The 15,726-nt window shown below is 42.5% G+C and carries 17 protein-coding genes; 3 read left to right on the forward strand and 14 right to left on the reverse strand.

What is annotated here, in order from left to right; genetic code table 11:
- From ACK8HY_RS01880 to ACK8HY_RS01930, 11 genes are all read right to left on the reverse strand, one after another.
- The gene (locus tag ACK8HY_RS01880) at positions 1–1,122 is read right to left on the reverse strand and encodes a sensor protein KdpD (RefSeq protein WP_416132570.1); all 1,122 of its coding nucleotides are present in this window, start codon (positions 1,120–1,122) and stop codon (positions 1–3) included.
- Between the two features lie 129 nt (positions 1,123–1,251).
- On the reverse strand, positions 1,252–1,818 hold the full coding sequence (locus ACK8HY_RS01885; RefSeq protein ID WP_343561739.1) for a K(+)-transporting ATPase subunit C: 567 nt from the start codon (positions 1,816–1,818) through the stop codon (positions 1,252–1,254).
- A gap of 73 nt (positions 1,819–1,891) precedes the next feature.
- Positions 1,892–3,901, reverse strand: coding sequence for a potassium-transporting ATPase subunit KdpB (gene kdpB, locus ACK8HY_RS01890; RefSeq protein ID WP_343561741.1), 2,010 nt, complete (start codon positions 3,899–3,901; stop codon positions 1,892–1,894).
- A gap of 22 nt (positions 3,902–3,923) precedes the next feature.
- Entirely contained in the window at positions 3,924–5,612 is a 1,689-nt protein-coding gene (gene kdpA / locus ACK8HY_RS01895) for a potassium-transporting ATPase subunit KdpA (RefSeq protein ID WP_416132571.1), read from the reverse strand.
- 92 nt (positions 5,613–5,704) lie between these two features.
- A complete protein-coding gene (gene kdpF / locus ACK8HY_RS01900) occupies positions 5,705–5,782 on the reverse strand; it encodes a K(+)-transporting ATPase subunit F (protein WP_077436998.1) in 78 nt (25 codons plus the stop codon).
- Positions 5,779–6,162, reverse strand: a complete 384-nt coding sequence (locus tag ACK8HY_RS01905; protein WP_416132572.1) for a hypothetical protein — start codon at positions 6,160–6,162, stop codon at positions 5,779–5,781. The genes kdpF and ACK8HY_RS01905 overlap by 4 nt, the downstream gene beginning before the upstream one ends.
- Positions 6,163–6,262: 100 nt before the next feature.
- Positions 6,263–6,406: a hypothetical protein gene (locus tag ACK8HY_RS01910; RefSeq protein ID WP_343561748.1), complete on the reverse strand. Its 144-nt coding sequence runs from the start codon at positions 6,404–6,406 to the stop codon at positions 6,263–6,265.
- A gap of 458 nt (positions 6,407–6,864) precedes the next feature.
- The gene (gene arsB / locus ACK8HY_RS01915; protein WP_416132573.1) at positions 6,865–7,911 is read right to left on the reverse strand and encodes an ACR3 family arsenite efflux transporter; all 1,047 of its coding nucleotides are present in this window, start codon (positions 7,909–7,911) and stop codon (positions 6,865–6,867) included.
- Positions 7,912–7,914: 3 nt separating this feature from the next.
- Positions 7,915–8,529, reverse strand: a complete 615-nt coding sequence (locus ACK8HY_RS01920) for a low molecular weight phosphatase family protein (protein WP_416132574.1) — start codon at positions 8,527–8,529, stop codon at positions 7,915–7,917.
- A 19-nt stretch (positions 8,530–8,548) separates the two neighbouring features.
- Complete coding sequence (locus tag ACK8HY_RS01925; RefSeq protein ID WP_416132575.1) at positions 8,549–9,022, reverse strand: DUF6428 family protein; 474 nt, start codon at positions 9,020–9,022, stop codon at positions 8,549–8,551.
- Between the two features lie 74 nt (positions 9,023–9,096).
- The gene (locus tag ACK8HY_RS01930) at positions 9,097–9,429 is read right to left on the reverse strand and encodes an ArsR/SmtB family transcription factor (protein WP_077436641.1); all 333 of its coding nucleotides are present in this window, start codon (positions 9,427–9,429) and stop codon (positions 9,097–9,099) included.
- A 485-nt stretch (positions 9,430–9,914) separates the two neighbouring features.
- On the opposite strand from ACK8HY_RS01930, the gene ACK8HY_RS01935 reads away from it, so the two are divergent.
- Together ACK8HY_RS01935 and ACK8HY_RS01940 are read left to right on the forward strand one after the other, a co-directional pair.
- Positions 9,915–10,322, forward strand: a complete 408-nt coding sequence (locus tag ACK8HY_RS01935) for a hypothetical protein (protein WP_416132576.1) — start codon at positions 9,915–9,917, stop codon at positions 10,320–10,322.
- 33 nt (positions 10,323–10,355) lie between these two features.
- Entirely contained in the window at positions 10,356–11,303 is a 948-nt protein-coding gene (locus ACK8HY_RS01940; protein WP_416132577.1) for a hypothetical protein, read from the forward strand.
- 149 nt (positions 11,304–11,452) lie between these two features.
- Here ACK8HY_RS01940 and ACK8HY_RS01945 read toward each other — a convergent pair whose 3' ends face one another.
- Positions 11,453–12,688, reverse strand: coding sequence for a hypothetical protein (locus tag ACK8HY_RS01945; RefSeq protein ID WP_416132578.1), 1,236 nt, complete (start codon positions 12,686–12,688; stop codon positions 11,453–11,455).
- Positions 12,689–12,958: 270 nt separating this feature from the next.
- On the opposite strand from ACK8HY_RS01945, the gene ACK8HY_RS01950 reads away from it, so the two are divergent.
- Positions 12,959–13,870 (forward strand): DUF6268 family outer membrane beta-barrel protein, encoded by a 912-nt coding sequence (locus tag ACK8HY_RS01950; protein ID WP_416132579.1) that lies wholly within the window; start codon positions 12,959–12,961, stop codon positions 13,868–13,870.
- Here the strand turns inward: ACK8HY_RS01950 and ACK8HY_RS01955 are convergent.
- Together ACK8HY_RS01955 and ACK8HY_RS01960 are read right to left on the reverse strand one after the other, a co-directional pair.
- Positions 13,867–14,595, reverse strand: coding sequence for a LytR/AlgR family response regulator transcription factor (locus tag ACK8HY_RS01955; protein ID WP_416132580.1), 729 nt, complete (start codon positions 14,593–14,595; stop codon positions 13,867–13,869). The genes ACK8HY_RS01950 and ACK8HY_RS01955 overlap by 4 nt on opposite strands.
- A 6-nt stretch (positions 14,596–14,601) precedes the next feature.
- On the reverse strand, positions 14,602–15,642 hold the full coding sequence (locus ACK8HY_RS01960; protein ID WP_416132581.1) for a sensor histidine kinase: 1,041 nt from the start codon (positions 15,640–15,642) through the stop codon (positions 14,602–14,604).
- Between the last annotated feature and the right edge of the window lie 84 nt (positions 15,643–15,726).

A 15,726-nucleotide genomic window follows, 5' to 3' on the forward strand; every position in this document is an offset into this window, starting at 1 on the left:
TTATGACAATATTACGAGATCAATATTTTCCCGGGACAATTTATTCAATAATGTGTTGAATGTATCAGTTGCGAGTATGATTTTTATCAGATTGATATGTGGTTTACCGATACATACTGTCGTGATCATACGTTCTTCACACTCTTTAATAATGGCTTTTGTGGCGTTGTTGGCTTTCACTTTAATAATTTCAGCGCCCAGCTCCGTGGCCAGCTTAAAGTTATTGATGAGATGCCGCTGTTTATCCAGGGCGATCCGGTCTACACTTTCTTTGGGGACCTGTACATACATGACATACCACTTGCTGTTATAATAGTTGGCCAGGCGGGCGGTTTTCCGGATCACATTTTTGGCCGTTTGTTCGTTTGAGCTGATACAGGCCAGAAAACGTTCTTTTCGCACATTTCGGCTGAGCACAACTTCCGTTTCTACCTTTCTCTGCACCTGCGAGGCTACTTCTTTTAACGCGAGTTCCCGTAGCTGCAGAATATGTTCACTTTTGAAAAAATTGTTGAGGGCCGAAGCTACTTTTGAGCGTTCATAAATTTTTCCCTCTTTCAGTCTGTTGATGAGTTCCTCCGCCGTCAAGTCTATATTGACCACTTCATCGGCCTGTGCAACCACGCTGTCGGGAACACGTTCCTGCACGTCAATACCCGTGATCGCCCGGACCTCATCATTGAGGCTCTCAATATGTTGGATATTGACTGCGCTGATCACATTGATGCCCGCATCAAGGATATCCATGACATCCTGCCACCTTTTTTCGTTTTTGCTGCCTTCTATATTTGTATGTGCCAGTTCATCGACAATAACCACCTCCGGGCTGAGATTTAAAATAGCCTGTACATCCATCTCCTCAAGCTCCTTGCCTTTGTAAAACAAAGTCCGCCTCGGGATAAAGGGCAGACCTGCCAACAATGCATGGGTCTCGATACGCTGGTGTGTTTCGATATAGCCGACCTTGACATCGATACCACTCTGTAAAAGCGCATGTGCTTCCTGAAGCATACGGAAGGTCTTACCCACTCCGGCACTCATCCCGATATAAAGCTTGAATTTACCTCTTCGGGATTTCTGAATCAGAGTTAAAAAATGTGCTGCACTTTTTCTTTCATCCATAGCATGTGATAACTTTTATAAACTTACAAATTCCCCTTAAACAAATTGTCAAGGGGAATTATTAATCGATCCGCTCTATTTAGCCAAAATACCCTTAAACAGTACTCGATAGGTTACGCCTAGCGCCTTTTATTTGCTAGAGGCCCTGTCCAGGGCAATGTTGAGTTTTAACACATTGATTTTTTGAGGGCCAAAAATTCCCCATAAAGGACCTTCGGTATTGTCTTCGATCAATTGATTTATTTTCTGTTCTTCGAGCCCCCGCACAGCTGCTATACGTTTGACCTGAACTTTGGCTGCCTGCACAGAAAAATTTGGATCTAATCCACTTCCACTTGCTGTAATCAGATCGACAGGAATTTCGGACTTTTTGATACCGGGGTTGTGCACTAAAAAGGTATCAATACGTGCCTGCACCTGGCTGAGGTATTCTTCGTTGGAAGGGCCTTTGTTGCTGCCTCCCGAGCCGGCCGCATTGTAATTTACAGCGGAAGGCCTCGACCAGAAATATTTGTCGGCGGTAAATGCCTGACCAATATTCGCGTAGTATTTTTTACCATCATATGCAACTATTTTTCCCTTCCCCGCGTTGGAGGAAAATTGGGCCAGCCCCCAGACCGTTAATGGATAGATAACTGTAAAGAACAGAATCAGGATGATGGTCAGCTTTATTGCTGGCAGAATGTGTTTTTTCATTTTATTTATATTTTTATGGCGATAAAATCGGGGGGAACAAGTTCCTCCGGATCCAGTGCCTTTGATTTATGGATTAAAAGAATATAGCAACGAGCATGTCGATTACCTTGATACCTAAGAAAGGAACGGCAACTCCACCTAATCCAAATATGAATAGATTTCGGCGCAGCAAAGCACTTGCTCCGATCGGTTTATAGGCGACACCTTTGAGCGCCAGCGGAATCAGCATCGGAATAATGATGGCATTGAAAATAACGGCTGACAGAATAGCGCTTTCGGGGCTGTGCAATTTCATGATATTGAGCCCCTGTAATGCTGGGATAGCACTGATAAAAAGAGCCGGAATAATCGCAAAATATTTAGCAACGTCATTGGCGATACTAAAGGTGGTTAATGTCCCCCTGGTCATTAATAATTGCTTGCCGATCTCGACCACCTCGATCAATTTTGTTGGATCATTGTCAAGATCCACCATATTTCCCGCTTCTTTTGCCGCCTGAGTACCTGAATTCATGGCCACACCCACATCGGCCTGAGCCAAAGCCGGAGCATCATTTGTTCCGTCTCCCATCATGGCCACCAAACGCCCTTCGGATTGCTCTTTTTTGATATAATTCATTTTATCTTCCGGTTTGGCCTCAGCGATAAAATCGTCTACACCAGCTTTATCGGCAATAAACTTGGCAGTCAATGGATTATCGCCAGTGACCATCACTGTTTTGATCCCCATTTTGCGAAGACGTTCAAACCGTTCATGGATACCGGGTTTGATGATGTCCTGCAGTTCGATTACACCGAGTGCAATCTCATTTTCAGAAACCACCAAGGGTGTTCCTCCATTTTGGGAGATGGCCTTAACGCTTTCTTCGACCTCTTCCGGAAATCTGTTGCCCGCTCCTGTAACAAGATTTTTAATCGCATCAGTGGCTCCTTTTCGGATACGTACGTTGTCATAGTCTACACCTGAACTTCGTGTTTCTGCCGTAAACTTGATGAATTCGGGATTTTTTATCTCATAACTCATCGGGTTGATACCGGCCAGTTCTATAATAGATTTACCTTCTGGCGTTTCGTCAGCCATGGAGCTCAGTACTGCAGCTTTTATTAATTGCTGCTCATCAATCCCCTGTGCTGGATGAAACTGGGTAGCCTTCCGGTTACCGATGGTTATTGTCCCGGTTTTATCCAACAACAATACATCTATATCGCCTGCGGTTTCCACGGCTTTACCACTTTTGGTAATGACATTAGCACGTAGGGCTCGGTCCATTCCAGCGATACCTATTGCTGAAAGCAGTCCGCCAATGGTGGTCGGGATGAGGCAGACAAATAAGGAGATAAAGGATGCGATGGTGATACCGACATTGGCATGATCTGCAAATGGTTTTAATGTTACACAGACGATAATAAATACCAATGTAAAACCAGCCAGTAAGATGGTCAATGCGATTTCATTTGGGGTCTTTTGTCTTGAAGCACCTTCGACTAACGCAATCATTTTATCAAGAAAACTCTCACCTGGCTGTGTGGTGACCTGTACGACTATTTTATCGGAAAGGACCTTTGTACCTCCGGTCACGGAGCTTTTGTCACCTCCTGCCTCCCGAATGACGGGAGCAGATTCGCCGGTGATGGCACTTTCATCAATTGTTGCAAGTCCTTCCATGATTTCGCCGTCTGAGGGGATAATATCGCCGGCTTCGCAGACAAAAATATCACCTTTTTTTAACTGGGCAGAAGAGATGGTCTGGCCATTTTTAAGTTTGGCCGGAGTTTCTTCTCTTGTTTTGCGCAGGCTGTCCGCCTGCGCTTTTCCCCTTGCTTCGGCAATAGCCTCAGCAAAGTTGGCAAACAACAGTGTGAGCAATAATATGACGAATACGACGAAATTATAGGCAAAACTTCCCTGTCCCTGTGCGCCAGCCAAAGTCCATAAACTGACAATAAGCATGACCAGGGTTCCGATCCATACGGTAAACATCACCGGATTGCGGAACATTGTTTTCGGGTTTAGTTTCACAAAAGACTGTTTCAGTGCTTCCTGTACCATGTCTTTTTGAAACAGTGATGTATTTTTATTCATTTCTAATGTCTTTAATCAATGTTTAATAAAGGGAAAAGTATTCTGCAATAGGGCCCAGAGCCAATGCTGGGAAAAAAGATAATGCGGCTACTATGGCGATCACGGCAAATACCATTAGGCCGAAAGTTGCGGTATCTGTTTTTAGTGTCCCATCTCCCTCAGGAATATATTTCTTTTCTGCGAGCAGGCCTGCTATGGCCACTGGGCCAATGATCGGCAGGAAGCGGGACAGTATGAGGACAAAACCTGTACTGATATTCCACCATAGGCTGTTGTCGCCTAAGCCTTCAAAACCGCTACCATTATTTGCTGCCGACGAAGTGTATTCATAAAGCATTTCAGTAAAGCCATGAAATCCGGGATTATTGAGCGTAGCGCCTGTATATTGCGGAACTGCTGCCGCAAGCGCTGTTCCCACAAGGATGAGAAAAGGATGGAGCAGCGCGATGATCATGGCAATTTTCATTTCTCTGGCTTCGACTTTCTTTCCTAAAAATTCCGGTGTTCGGCCAACCATAAGCCCACTGATGAATACAGCGAGGATGATGAAGATAAAGAAGTTCAATATACCGACGCCACAGCCCCCATAGAAGGCATTTATCATCATAGCAAGCAATTCGTTCATACCCGATAGGGGCATGGTACTGTCGTGCATGGCATTAATCGAGCCTGTCGAGATTACTGTGGTCACGATACTCCAAAAACCGGATGCGGGTGCTCCAAATCGGATCTCTTTTCCTTCCATGGCTCCGAGCGTATGATCAACTCCCATCGCTGCGATAGCGGGGTTACCTTTTGTTTCCATCATAATATTAGGGATGACGAGCAAAAGGAAACCGGCTGTCATGACACCAAATATCATCCATGAGAGCTTGCGCCGCTTGATAAAAATCCCGAGCGCGAAGATCATGGCTATAGGGATGATCATCTGGGCGACCATTTCGACCATGTTGGACAGGTAGGAAGGATTTTCAAAAGGGTGGACGGAGTTTGCACCAAAAAAACCACCGCCGTTTGTTCCGATATGTTTGATCGCTACAAAGGCAGCCGCAGGGCCCCTTGATACAGCTACAGTATCACCTTGCAGTGTTGTAATGGTATCTTTTCCTTCGAAGGTCATCGGCGTTCCCTCAAAAGCAAGGATAATGGCCACCACCAAGGATAGGGGAAGCAAAATACGTGTACATGATTTTACAAAATAGTTGTAAAAATTTCCCAACGTATTTGCTGTACGATCACGGAATGCCCTGAATACAAGTACAGCGGCCGCCATACCGATACCTGCACTTACAAATTGTAGGAACATCAGCCAGTATTGTCCCAGATAACTGAGTCCGGTCTCACCAGAATAGTGTTGTAGATTACAGTTAACGACAAATGAAATGACGGTGTTGAACGCGAGGTCTGCAGACATACTCGGATTATTATCGGGGTTCAAGGGTAGGCTGCCCTGTGTCATTAGAATGAGCATACCCAACAAAAACCAGATCATATTGATACTGATCATCGCCACCATCTGTTGTTTCCAGTTCATTTCCGTCTGTGGATTGATACCGCTGACTTTATAAAAGATCCGTTCCAGGGGATTAAAAATCGGATCAAGCAGTGTTTTTTCACCGCCATAGACTTTTGCAATGTATTTGCCCAAGGGTATTGCAAGCAATACTGTTAAGACGAACATTACGATTATTCCTAAAATTTCTGTATTCATTTCTGTTGATTATTACTTAATGTCTCTAAAAACCGTCTGATGAAATCCTCCTGCCTCTATAGGTTGGAATATCTTTCATCGACTCTAGTGATTTAAAATTTCTCAGGTTTTAGCAGTACGTAGCAGATGTAAATAAATACACCGATAGCTACCACAAATAGTGCTGTCATATAAAGGATTGTTGAGTGATATAGTTGTTGCTCTGTAACAGATAAATCTGTTTAAGATTTTTAGGAATCTGCTGATACATATAGATCCATTCTTCGGAGGTGCATCTTCTTTTCATTCCCCGGAAGGAACGTACAAAGAGATTTTCAATGATGTTGCGTACCTGTTCATTTCCTCTTCTGTAAAGCCATCCCATATATTTTAACCGGCTGCCGATTTTTTCGACCTGACCATTGGAAAGCAAATAATTGATATGATTTACAATGGCCTGAAAGATTCCGGCAAAATTTCTTCGGGATGATAGATCGTTGATTTCTTCTTTTATTTCACCATAATGATCGGCAAGATATTGACTTGCCGACTGTTCATTTATTTTATTCATTGCGATCAGATTTTATCAAAAAAGTCTATTGATTTGATGAATAGGCCAAAGCAGGCTAGGCCGGCCAGTGTTAATATGCATGTTACCATTTTCCTATGTATTAGATTGTACTAAAGTGTTTTATCAATGCACCGAAAATCAATACCACCGTTGTTGCAAAGAACAATAGGTGATAGGGCTTTAACCATTTTGGAAAGGACCGTGTCTCTTGTTCCTGTTGCGATTTAAAAGCTGTCTTGCTCATGTTTATTTATTTTATATCCGATATGCCAAAATGTATTCCAATAGCTTTTTTGCGATTATAATTAATTGATTTTAAGTGTTTTTCTTATTTTGTCCGTGCTGCTGGGATCCAAATAACCTCTCATTTTGATAAGGTGGATTATCAAAATGAGAGGTTCCCGTTTTTATCAAATGTGGAGCTGAACAGCACCGAATACGGGGTTTGGGCCGCTGCCGGGGATCGGCTCGGACCTCGAACTAGTAAATTTGTCCCATCGATGATGAAAATTGGGGGGATATTTTGAATGTAAGGTCTGTACTGATCGGTGACAAGCTAAATAAAGCCAAGAAAGGCCATTGGATCTGGTTGGAAATTATTAAGAAGAATTGTGGCGGCGGCTATTTTTCGTGTGAATCTGTTGGAAATGCAAAAAGCCATGCTGTTTAACATGGCTTTTTGCATTACTTGTCAAGCTAGATTTACGCTGAAAGTTCTTTTAGGTAATATTTTTTTCTGATCCAGAATGCCAGATTGACCAGAGCGATCAGTGCGGGTACCTCAACCAATGGCCCGATCACCCCGACAAAAGCCTGCCCACTATTGATGCCAAATACACCTATTGCAACTGCGATAGCCAGCTCAAAATTATTGCCTGCTGCAGTAAAAGCGATGGCCGTACTTTGTGTATAGTCTGCTCCTACACGTTTGCCGGCGAAAAAACTGACAATAAACATCAATGCAAAGTAGATAATCAAAGGAACTGCTATACGGAATACATCCATAGGCAATTGCAGGATCATTTCACCCTTGAGGCTGAACATCACCGTAATCGTAAAGAGCAGCGCTATCAAAGTCAGCGGAGAGATCAAAGGTACAAAACGGTTCTGAAACCAGTTTTCACCCTTTAAAGCGATTAGCCCATACCTGCTCAAGATTCCGGCAAGAAAAGGAATACCCAGATAAATGGCGACACTTTTTGCGATCTCGGCAATGGAAATATTGACCGAAAGTCCTTTCACACCAAAAAGAGGCGGCAATACGGTAATAAAAATATAGGCATAAACACTATAGAGTAGGACCTGAAAAATACTGTTCAGTGCAATTAACCCAGCCGCATATTCTCTATTTCCGTCTGCGAGTTCATTCCATACCACCACCATTGCAATGCAGCGGGCAAGTCCGATCAAGATCAGTCCAGTCATATATTCTGGGTATCCGTTCAGAAATAAAAGCGCCAGTACAAACATTAAAACCGGTCCTATGATCCAGTTTAGGACCAAGGAAGTGCCGAGAACCTTTAAATTTCGGAAAACCCTTCCAATCTGTTCATACCGCACCTTGGCCAATGGTGGATACATCATGAGAACCAACCCTATAGCAAGTGGTATATTTGTTGTACCGCTGTTGTAGCTATTGATCCAGATTGCAGAATCGGGAAAGAAATTGCCGAAAGAAATACCAAGAACCATGGCCAGAAAAATCCATAAGGTGAGGTAGCGATCCAGAAATTTTAGTTTCGATTGCATGGACTATTTTTTAATATGTGAAAAAACATAAAACATCTCGGCTGCGATTTCTAAACTACGTTCTTTATATACCCTAGTCTGTTCGGGGGTGCCATCTGTAATCTTGGGGTCTTCAAAAGTAAGTGGTATTCTTTTTTCGGCACCAGAAATAAAAGGACATCCTCCATCGGCCTGGGAGCAGGTCATAACTGCAGCAAACGCAGAGGCTGGATTGAACGGACTATCGTATTTTTTTGAAAAACCGATAAGCGGCGGAATATTGTCGCCATATTTGATCGCATAGATGGGATTAGCTGTATCTGCTATTTTAAAAATATCAAATCCCTGTGCAGTCAGTGTCTCGGCTACCTTGGGGAATAGAGCTGTCTCTTCTGTACCTCCTGAATAACAATTCACTGCTGGAATATTGTGAAAGTATGCAGCCACTTGAGCCCAAATCTGAGCGAAATGGCTTCTTCGGGAATTGTGCGTACAGATAAAATTGAGGTTCACGACCTGACCGCGGTCTACCTTATCCTGAATAAATTGAATCAGCGGAACCAATAGCTTCTTACGTTCTTCAGTCAAATCCCATTCATTGGTAATCGCGTTGAATATTTCTTTTATTTTCTGATACATCGTATTGGGCATTAAATGATTAGCAGCATCCAGAACCTGGGGTGCAGCAAGAGGATCCGTTAACTGGCAATGTGGACAGATTGATCTTTGGTTTTTGGGATGGTACTCCACAGGCATCCTGAGCGAGGCAAGCTGTGGTCTTGTTTTTCAATACAAAGGTTTTACCATTGAAATCTAGATCATATTTGCCGATTGTATTGCTTTGATATTCCACTTCTATTTCCCCATCTTCTATGCCCAATTTCTCTTCGGATAAATTAATGATATGTAATAGCTTGCCCGGTTTTAGTCGGTGTTCATAGTCATCTGCATTCCAGAGCTGAAAGTTGACGACTTTCTCGTGTCGGATGACCCCGCCGCAGTCAATAAAACTTTTTGAGATCTGACCTACCTCAGTGACATGGAAGTGCTCGGGAACAAATGAGCCATTCTCCAATTGAAACTCAACACGATCCAGTGTTGCTAAAATTTCTTTGATTTCTGATAATTTCATAAAAAACTAATTTTTATTATTTATTTATATGTAACTATATATTGCAATATTACGATTGATGTGTGTAAAAAAAACTACTTACAGCAACTCGATATGTTTACATCCTGATTGAAAAATGCATTAAACTCCTGTTGCATTTGTTTCCAGACCATTTCATTAATGCAGTAACAGACGGATTTGCCCTCAATTGTCCCCTGGATTATTCCTGTATTTTTTAGTTCCTTGAGGTGCTGGGAAATGGTCGCCTGTGCAAGACCCAATTCATCAACCAGGTCATTGCAAATACATGCTTTCTTGTCTATGATATATTGAAGAATGGCTATACGTGCAGGGTGTCCTAAGACTTTAAATGCTACAGCAAGCTTATTCTGTTCATCAGCGAAAATTTCTGTCTTTGTAAGTCCCATATTGAGCTAATATTATATTGCAATATTACGATGATAATTTTGAATATCCAAATATCTGTGTAAAATTTTCAATCAGACATGATATATAGGTAATTGTATAGGAACCTAAATAGGGAGGGATCATCCATGAACCAAATCATGCTGTTGGAAAGTTTTCGAATGTCCCGGTGACAACACATGCATTGTTATCCTTTCCAAAGCCGGTAGAACGTATTGTAAAAATCTGTTCATAAAAATAAAAAGTGTGAACGAATTGGCCCGTACATGCCTTGCAAGGCCCTTGCTGGGATCGGTAGGGAGTTGGAACATTCGATAGTTTGTAAGCTGTTTTTTTTTGGCAGAAATTTTGTTAAGGTAATGCGGATTAGGAAGTCAAAGGGGGGGATGCGCCATAAGATCACACAGCAGCAAAGGTTAATATCAAATTGATCTTGCGGTAGAGATGCCATATAACTAAAGAAAACTAAATTAGCCTGAAACAAGACATGAGACCGATTTTATTTATCATATTCCTGCTCTTCATCGGACGTTCGGAAGCGCAGGTCCAGGAGATCCCGGATCGTATCAAATCTACTTTTACTGGGACCTGGGGATATAAGACCAGGTTCCAAACCAATACTGTCGTCATTTGGTTTGAACCTGGTAAAGATTATGCCAGTTTTAAAGATATCGGCAGCGGAGAAGCTCCACCACGAACTTTTCGGGCGCAGGTGAAAGGAATGGTATTGTTTATTCCGGCCAAGCAGGGTATTAATGACGAGATAGAACTGGAGGTCGTCAAAGGGAAATTGAACTTAAGAGCGAGATGGATTACTTGGGATAACGATGGAAATATTTTGCAAAAAGGAAATGTAGAGACCACATTTTTTAAACGTATTCCCGACCAGTATTAGGGATCCCGCTGCAAACTAAATTTAATAGATAATATGTCAAGAATAATCGTCTTCTTTGCGCTAGCTCTTTTCTCGTGCCAGAGACACTCGGACAGACAGGCACAACCGAAGGTAGATACTGTTGGGGCTACAGCTGTTGTTACAGACAATGAGACTATTTCTTGTGAGCAGCTGATTGCGCAGCTGGTGAAGTCGAGCAATGCGATCGCGTTTAGTCAATTTAGCGATTCGCTTGTCCAAGCCCGGGTAGCATACCTAAAACCGGACAAGCTGACCATCAAGTTGTATGTGATCAACGACATTTCGGAAACAGCCGCAGAAAAAAGACTGGTGGAACATGCTGTTGGCTGGCTGGAATTTTATCAGAGAACCGGGCAGCTCCTAGATATAACCAACGATCCTGAACATCCTGTGAACTTACGCTACGACAAGGGGATAGTCCAAGGACATAATCTTTTTACATTATGTAGGGCTTCAACTATCCATGACAAACCGGGCAACGGATATGCATTAAGAGATGTTATGCTGGAAAAAGATATCAAGTTTAACGGTAAGTTGGATAGGTTTTTTATGCGCAGTGAATTTGATAAGGTTTTCGGCCGGCCCGATAGTATCCACCTGTTGAAAGATGAAGCCCCCTGTATCACTCTTTTTGATACCGAAGCGCCAGATGATAAATACCTGTACAAAAGTGGTTCACGCTTTGAAACCAGTGGGGATAGTGTCGCTATAGAAGACTTCTGGTTTCTGAATGGAAATTTTATCAGCTACAATGGCATTCGTATAGATGCCAATACAACCCTTGAAGATATACAACAGCTTTTCCCTACAGCTGTGAATGAACGACAGGGGATGGATAAAGCCGGAAGATTGTGGGTAATCAGACTGCGGGAGGACAATGAAGGAGTTGTGGATGGTCATATTAGAATGTACTTTAAAGATGGTAAAGCACAATCTATACACTGGTGGTCTCCCTGCTAGCGAGCGCAGAAAAGAACAGATCAGAAGGTTAAGCCCAATCTCTCGGACCGATCCAAAAAAATGATAAAGCCAAGCCCAAAAGTAATCACAATGCTATGCGGTCATGTGAGAGGAGAAAGCGAAAATTGCTGGAACAGGTACCATTTTTGCTATTCGCGCGTTTTTATAAGCTTTTTATTTTCCTTGTCAAATACATATTCAATCCACTTCTCATCAGCATCAGTAAGGGCCCAAAAAAGACCGTTAGTTCCCCATTGTGCTTTAAGCTCTAAAAATCTAGGTTCGATAATCCAGTTTCCATCCAAGCCAATCAGACCGTACAGTTCGGATTTTTTATCCTGGGCGATTGCACAGGAGCATGCTTCGTAAAAGTCTTCAGGTCTTGAGGGGGATTGGTCTGCAGAATTTCGTTCGTACACTTGTTTGACCTCTTTGGCATTGTCCCAAAATACGATGGATGCTTTTTTGAAATCAGCGACGAAATATTGGGTCAGAAATAACGAATCGGTGAGTCCCGCAAGCTCGGCATTCAGTTTTTTGGATGAAAACTGCTGATGGACTTCCGTAGCGGTAATTTCGCCTTTGTCCAAAAGAACTTTAGCCTGCTCCATGTTTGCGATAAGCATGCGTAAGTCTTCTTTTTTATAAGCACTGCGTTGTTCGTTTGATACCGTTGTTAATAAGCGTCCCTTTTCATCCATTGCCAAAATTTTTACGAGATGCCGCATGGGCCCAGCAGTTTTAATGCGAACATATCCATCACCACAGTGTATCACTTCAATGCGACCCGCCGAGGTCTCTATACGTTGTCCCACCTGGGTAATTTCATAGCTCACCTCTTTGTTTAGATGGGTTTCCATGCTATAGTCGAAACTCTTGATAGGCTTTGTGCCCGGGAGAATTAGGGTCTGGTCGCCAAACTCCGCTGACACGATTTTATCAATAACTTTAATTTCTTGGTCCTGGATTGTTCCATCCATAAAGTAGATTTTTTTCAACTTAAATATCGCCTGATCAATATTATTGATAAAATCCATTGTAAAAGGATAATCACTGTCTAATGTATAGGCAATATTAAATCTGTCGAACTTTAATTTAATATAGGTGTTTGGATAGATATATTCCGTTATGGGCGGATATCCTCGGCGAAAATGATAGCTTTCGTCAAATTTGGTCTTATTTTCTTTTTTATAGGGTTGATTGTTGAAGGCAGCCTGCATTTCTTTGAAATCTGTGGCAACATTTTTATCGTTATTCAAAAGATACTCAAGCAAAGCAAGGTTATCGTCCAGCATATCCTGACAATCCTGCTTGGATTGTCCATTGGAACAGCTGTTGTTGGTGATCAACAAAATGGTGAAAACAATCTTAAATATTTTGCTCATATATCTGTTAAAATGTTCTTACAGTTTATCCTTCAGAAACAGGCGACTATCAATTCCAATTGGATAGTCCCATTGATTACTAAATTATTCATTAAATAAAACAGAAAATAAACCTATTTACAATCCGTGTAAGATCTTTTATGATCCGAAGAAAAGTTGTTCCGATTTTTTTTAAGATCGCAATAGCTTTGCATTTGGTCAATGGATAGTAGCGGTACGTCAAAATGTTTGCTGCTTCAAGGAATCAAGGGTTTCCTTTGCAGAAAAAACATGAAGAAACAAGTTTTATGTGCAATCCTGTTCAGCAGCTTAGCGACGCTGACAGCGCAAGCCCAAAATGCAGTATCCGGACAGGTTGTTGTCGATTACGTCCCCCTGTCAAACTATATCCGACCGGAAGACAGTGTAAAGACTGGGTCTAAAAGTGATTTCAAGAGGATACAATTCAATCTTGAAATACCTTTATCGACCAAAGTGGATTCCGCGGGTAATATCAAACGCTGGTCCTGGAAAATGGGAGCTGCATACGCAAAGATGCAAAACCGCGATTATGAACAGCAGCTTTTTCCGACCGAGATGTTGAACGCTGAGGTTGGACTGCAATATTTGACTTCCTTGAAGAAAAACTGGTCGCTACTGACATTTGCTTCGGTCGGCATCTATTCTGATCTGGTCAAAGTCAACGGTAAGGATGTACTGGGACAGGGGGGAGCTCTTTTTATCAAACGGTTTAAACCGAATCTGGCCTTCGGATTTGGACCAGTATTGAGCAATAGTTTCGGTGTACCTATGATCCTGCCGGGACTATATTTTGACTGGAAGACCAATGGAAAGGTCAAATTCAATGTAAACTTCCCACAAGGTCTTGCCGCTGCTTATCAGGTCAACAAGTTCATGGATCTCCGTGCGGTAGTCAATCTGGATGGGATGACGGCCGAACGGGAGAAGAACGGCAAGTCCACACTCGGTGGATTTATGTTGTTGACGGCTGGTCTTCAACCCCAATTTAACCTCGGTAAGAACCTTAAATTGCAACTAACGGGGGGAAGCACACTCGCAAGGATGTATGTTGAAAATGACCGATCGTTAAAGAGCTTCTTCAAGGATAAGAAACAGGCCGACCCACGCTTTTCACCGACCTTCTACACCTCAGTAGCATTTAAATGGAATATGCCCTACTAGCGGCTCAGGAGCTTCTTAAAAACCACGTTTTGAAGAAGCTCCTCTCTTTTTGTACGAGATATGGGCAATTCTTGCGCTGCAATATATACTCTTCCGCCCGAGATCATATCGATGTGATTGACGTTGACCAGATAGGATTTGTGGATACGAAAAAAATGGCTATCCGGTAAAGCGACTTCCAGCGCCAGCATGGTCTGGTGAATGGTAAGAATCCGTTCTTTAAAATGTAGCTTGGTATAATTTTGCATGCTTTCAGCGTAGAGCAGATCAGTCCAGGAGATTTTGACGAAAGCGTCCCCCTGCCGGACAAAAAGCATGGTATCGTTGGTACTGGGTTCCTGTGTCGATTTGTTACGCTGTACAAATTGCTGAAAGGCTTTGGTTGCCGCCTGGAAAAAGCGCGGAAATACAATCGGTTTTAGCAGATAATCCACGGCCTGGAGACGGAATCCTTCCAGGGCATACTCCGAATAAGCTGTAATGAAGATGCATAAGGGGGGATTTTCAAGTGATTCCAAAAAATCGATGCCATTGAGATAGGGCATATTGATATCTAAAAAAATAAGGTCAATATCGCCTTGTTGCAATCTGGAGGTTGCCGCCAGTGCTGACGGAAAAGTTGCGACGAGCTCCAAAAAATCAACCTGTTCGGTCATCTCGGCAATATGCTGCCGTAATAGGGGTTCATCGTCTACGATGATACATTTCATCTTTGTCTGTTCCATACTTGTTTAGCAGTTAAGATTGATTGTCAGGTTGACGCAGAAGCTGTCGTCTTGCTTGTCAATGGTTAACGTGTACTGATTTTCATACTGTAGCTCAAGCCTCTTTTTGACATTTTCCAGCCCAATGCCAGAGTGTCTTGTTGAAGCCGGCAGGGGATAAGTCTGATAACTATTTCTGATATAAAACTGAAAATAGCCGTCTTTCTCAGCGCATTTGACGCTGATTTTGCCTTTTTGATCCGGAAGCCGATCCACATGTTTGAAGGCATTTTCCACAAAACAGATGAGCATCAGCGGTGCAATATGTAGATCTTCTGTTGACTGCGACCAGCTGCAGTCAACCTCCAGCTCGTCTCCCCAGCGCATTTGTTCAATCGTGATAAAATTCTGTAAATATTGCAGTTCACGGCTCAGCAATACGAACGATTGGTTGCATTCATAGAGCTGGTAGCGTAGGATATCTGAGAATTTTAACAGTAAAAAATCGGCCATGTCCACATTTTTTTTCATCAGGATATGGATATGGTTCAATACATTGAACATAAAGTGCGGATTGACCTGATCCTGTAAGATTTTGAGCTGGCTTTCCAGAAAGTTTTGTTGCAACTGGCTATGGTCCTGCTGAATATTGGCATGTTCCTGATAAAACCGGATGCCACAGGCAGTACCATTGATCAGAACGGAAGAGGGAATAGCTTTATAGCTCTGCACAAACAAAAGCGTGGCCCGATCTTCCTCCGACAGAACTTGGCTATGGAGAATAAAGTAGGCATCTATTGCGCCGATCAGAACGGCCAAAATAAGCACAAAAAAGATGGCTTTGAAAACAAAGGGCTTCATTTTCTGTGTCTTAATGGCTTTTGGTAGAATACTATCGCTCAGAAGTTGCGAGATGCTGATGGAACAGATCATGACCGATGAACTATGAATCAGCGCATTGATGGTGTCCATATCCTGCTTCACTTGTATCCAGACGGCAAACCAGAGGACAAGCCAGAAGAGTGTGAGAAAGAGGTGCCGATGGACGTAGTTTTTTTTGAGCAACATGGAACAAAAATAATCAAATATATAACAAAACCTTTGAAAGCAAACACGGGATTGCCTTCAAAGGTGTTTTGTGTTAAGGGTTGT

The sequence above is a fragment of the Sphingobacterium sp. NGMCC 1.201703 genome (assembly GCF_047784615.1).
Lineage (GTDB): Bacteria > Bacteroidota > Bacteroidia > Sphingobacteriales > Sphingobacteriaceae > Sphingobacterium.

What these genes read in the sequence shown, in the direction of transcription:
- ACK8HY_RS01950 (WP_416132579.1), top strand. Translation starts at nt 12,959, where the DNA reads ATGAAGAAACAAGTTTTATGTGCAATCCTGTTCAGCAGCTTAGCGACG.
- ACK8HY_RS01935 (WP_416132576.1), top strand. Translation starts at nt 9,915, where the DNA reads ATGAGACCGATTTTATTTATCATATTCCTGCTCTTCATCGGACGTTCG.
- kdpB (WP_343561741.1), bottom strand. Translation starts at nt 3,901, where the DNA reads ATGAATAAAAATACATCACTGTTTCAAAAAGACATGGTACAGGAAGCA.
- ACK8HY_RS01930 (WP_077436641.1), bottom strand. Translation starts at nt 9,429, where the DNA reads ATGGGACTTACAAAGACAGAAATTTTCGCTGATGAACAGAATAAGCTT.
- ACK8HY_RS01880 (WP_416132570.1), bottom strand. Translation starts at nt 1,122, where the DNA reads ATGGATGAAAGAAAAAGTGCAGCACATTTTTTAACTCTGATTCAGAAA.
- kdpA (WP_416132571.1), bottom strand. Translation starts at nt 5,612, where the DNA reads ATGAATACAGAAATTTTAGGAATAATCGTAATGTTCGTCTTAACAGTA.
- ACK8HY_RS01920 (WP_416132574.1), bottom strand. Translation starts at nt 8,529, where the DNA reads ATGTATCAGAAAATAAAAGAAATATTCAACGCGATTACCAATGAATGG.
- ACK8HY_RS01945 (WP_416132578.1), bottom strand. Translation starts at nt 12,688, where the DNA reads ATGAGCAAAATATTTAAGATTGTTTTCACCATTTTGTTGATCACCAAC.
- ACK8HY_RS01925 (WP_416132575.1), bottom strand. Translation starts at nt 9,022, where the DNA reads ATGAAATTATCAGAAATCAAAGAAATTTTAGCAACACTGGATCGTGTT.
- ACK8HY_RS01960 (WP_416132581.1), bottom strand. Translation starts at nt 15,642, where the DNA reads ATGTTGCTCAAAAAAAACTACGTCCATCGGCACCTCTTTCTCACACTC.
- ACK8HY_RS01885 (WP_343561739.1), bottom strand. Translation starts at nt 1,818, where the DNA reads ATGAAAAAACACATTCTGCCAGCAATAAAGCTGACCATCATCCTGATT.
- kdpF (WP_077436998.1), bottom strand. Translation starts at nt 5,782, where the DNA reads ATGACAGCACTATTTGTGGTAGCTATCGGTGTATTTATTTACATCTGC.
- ACK8HY_RS01905 (WP_416132572.1), bottom strand. Translation starts at nt 6,162, where the DNA reads ATGAATAAAATAAATGAACAGTCGGCAAGTCAATATCTTGCCGATCAT.
- ACK8HY_RS01910 (WP_343561748.1), bottom strand. Translation starts at nt 6,406, where the DNA reads ATGAGCAAGACAGCTTTTAAATCGCAACAGGAACAAGAGACACGGTCC.
- ACK8HY_RS01955 (WP_416132580.1), bottom strand. Translation starts at nt 14,595, where the DNA reads ATGGAACAGACAAAGATGAAATGTATCATCGTAGACGATGAACCCCTA.
- ACK8HY_RS01940 (WP_416132577.1), top strand. Translation starts at nt 10,356, where the DNA reads ATGTCAAGAATAATCGTCTTCTTTGCGCTAGCTCTTTTCTCGTGCCAG.
- arsB (WP_416132573.1), bottom strand. Translation starts at nt 7,911, where the DNA reads ATGCAATCGAAACTAAAATTTCTGGATCGCTACCTCACCTTATGGATT.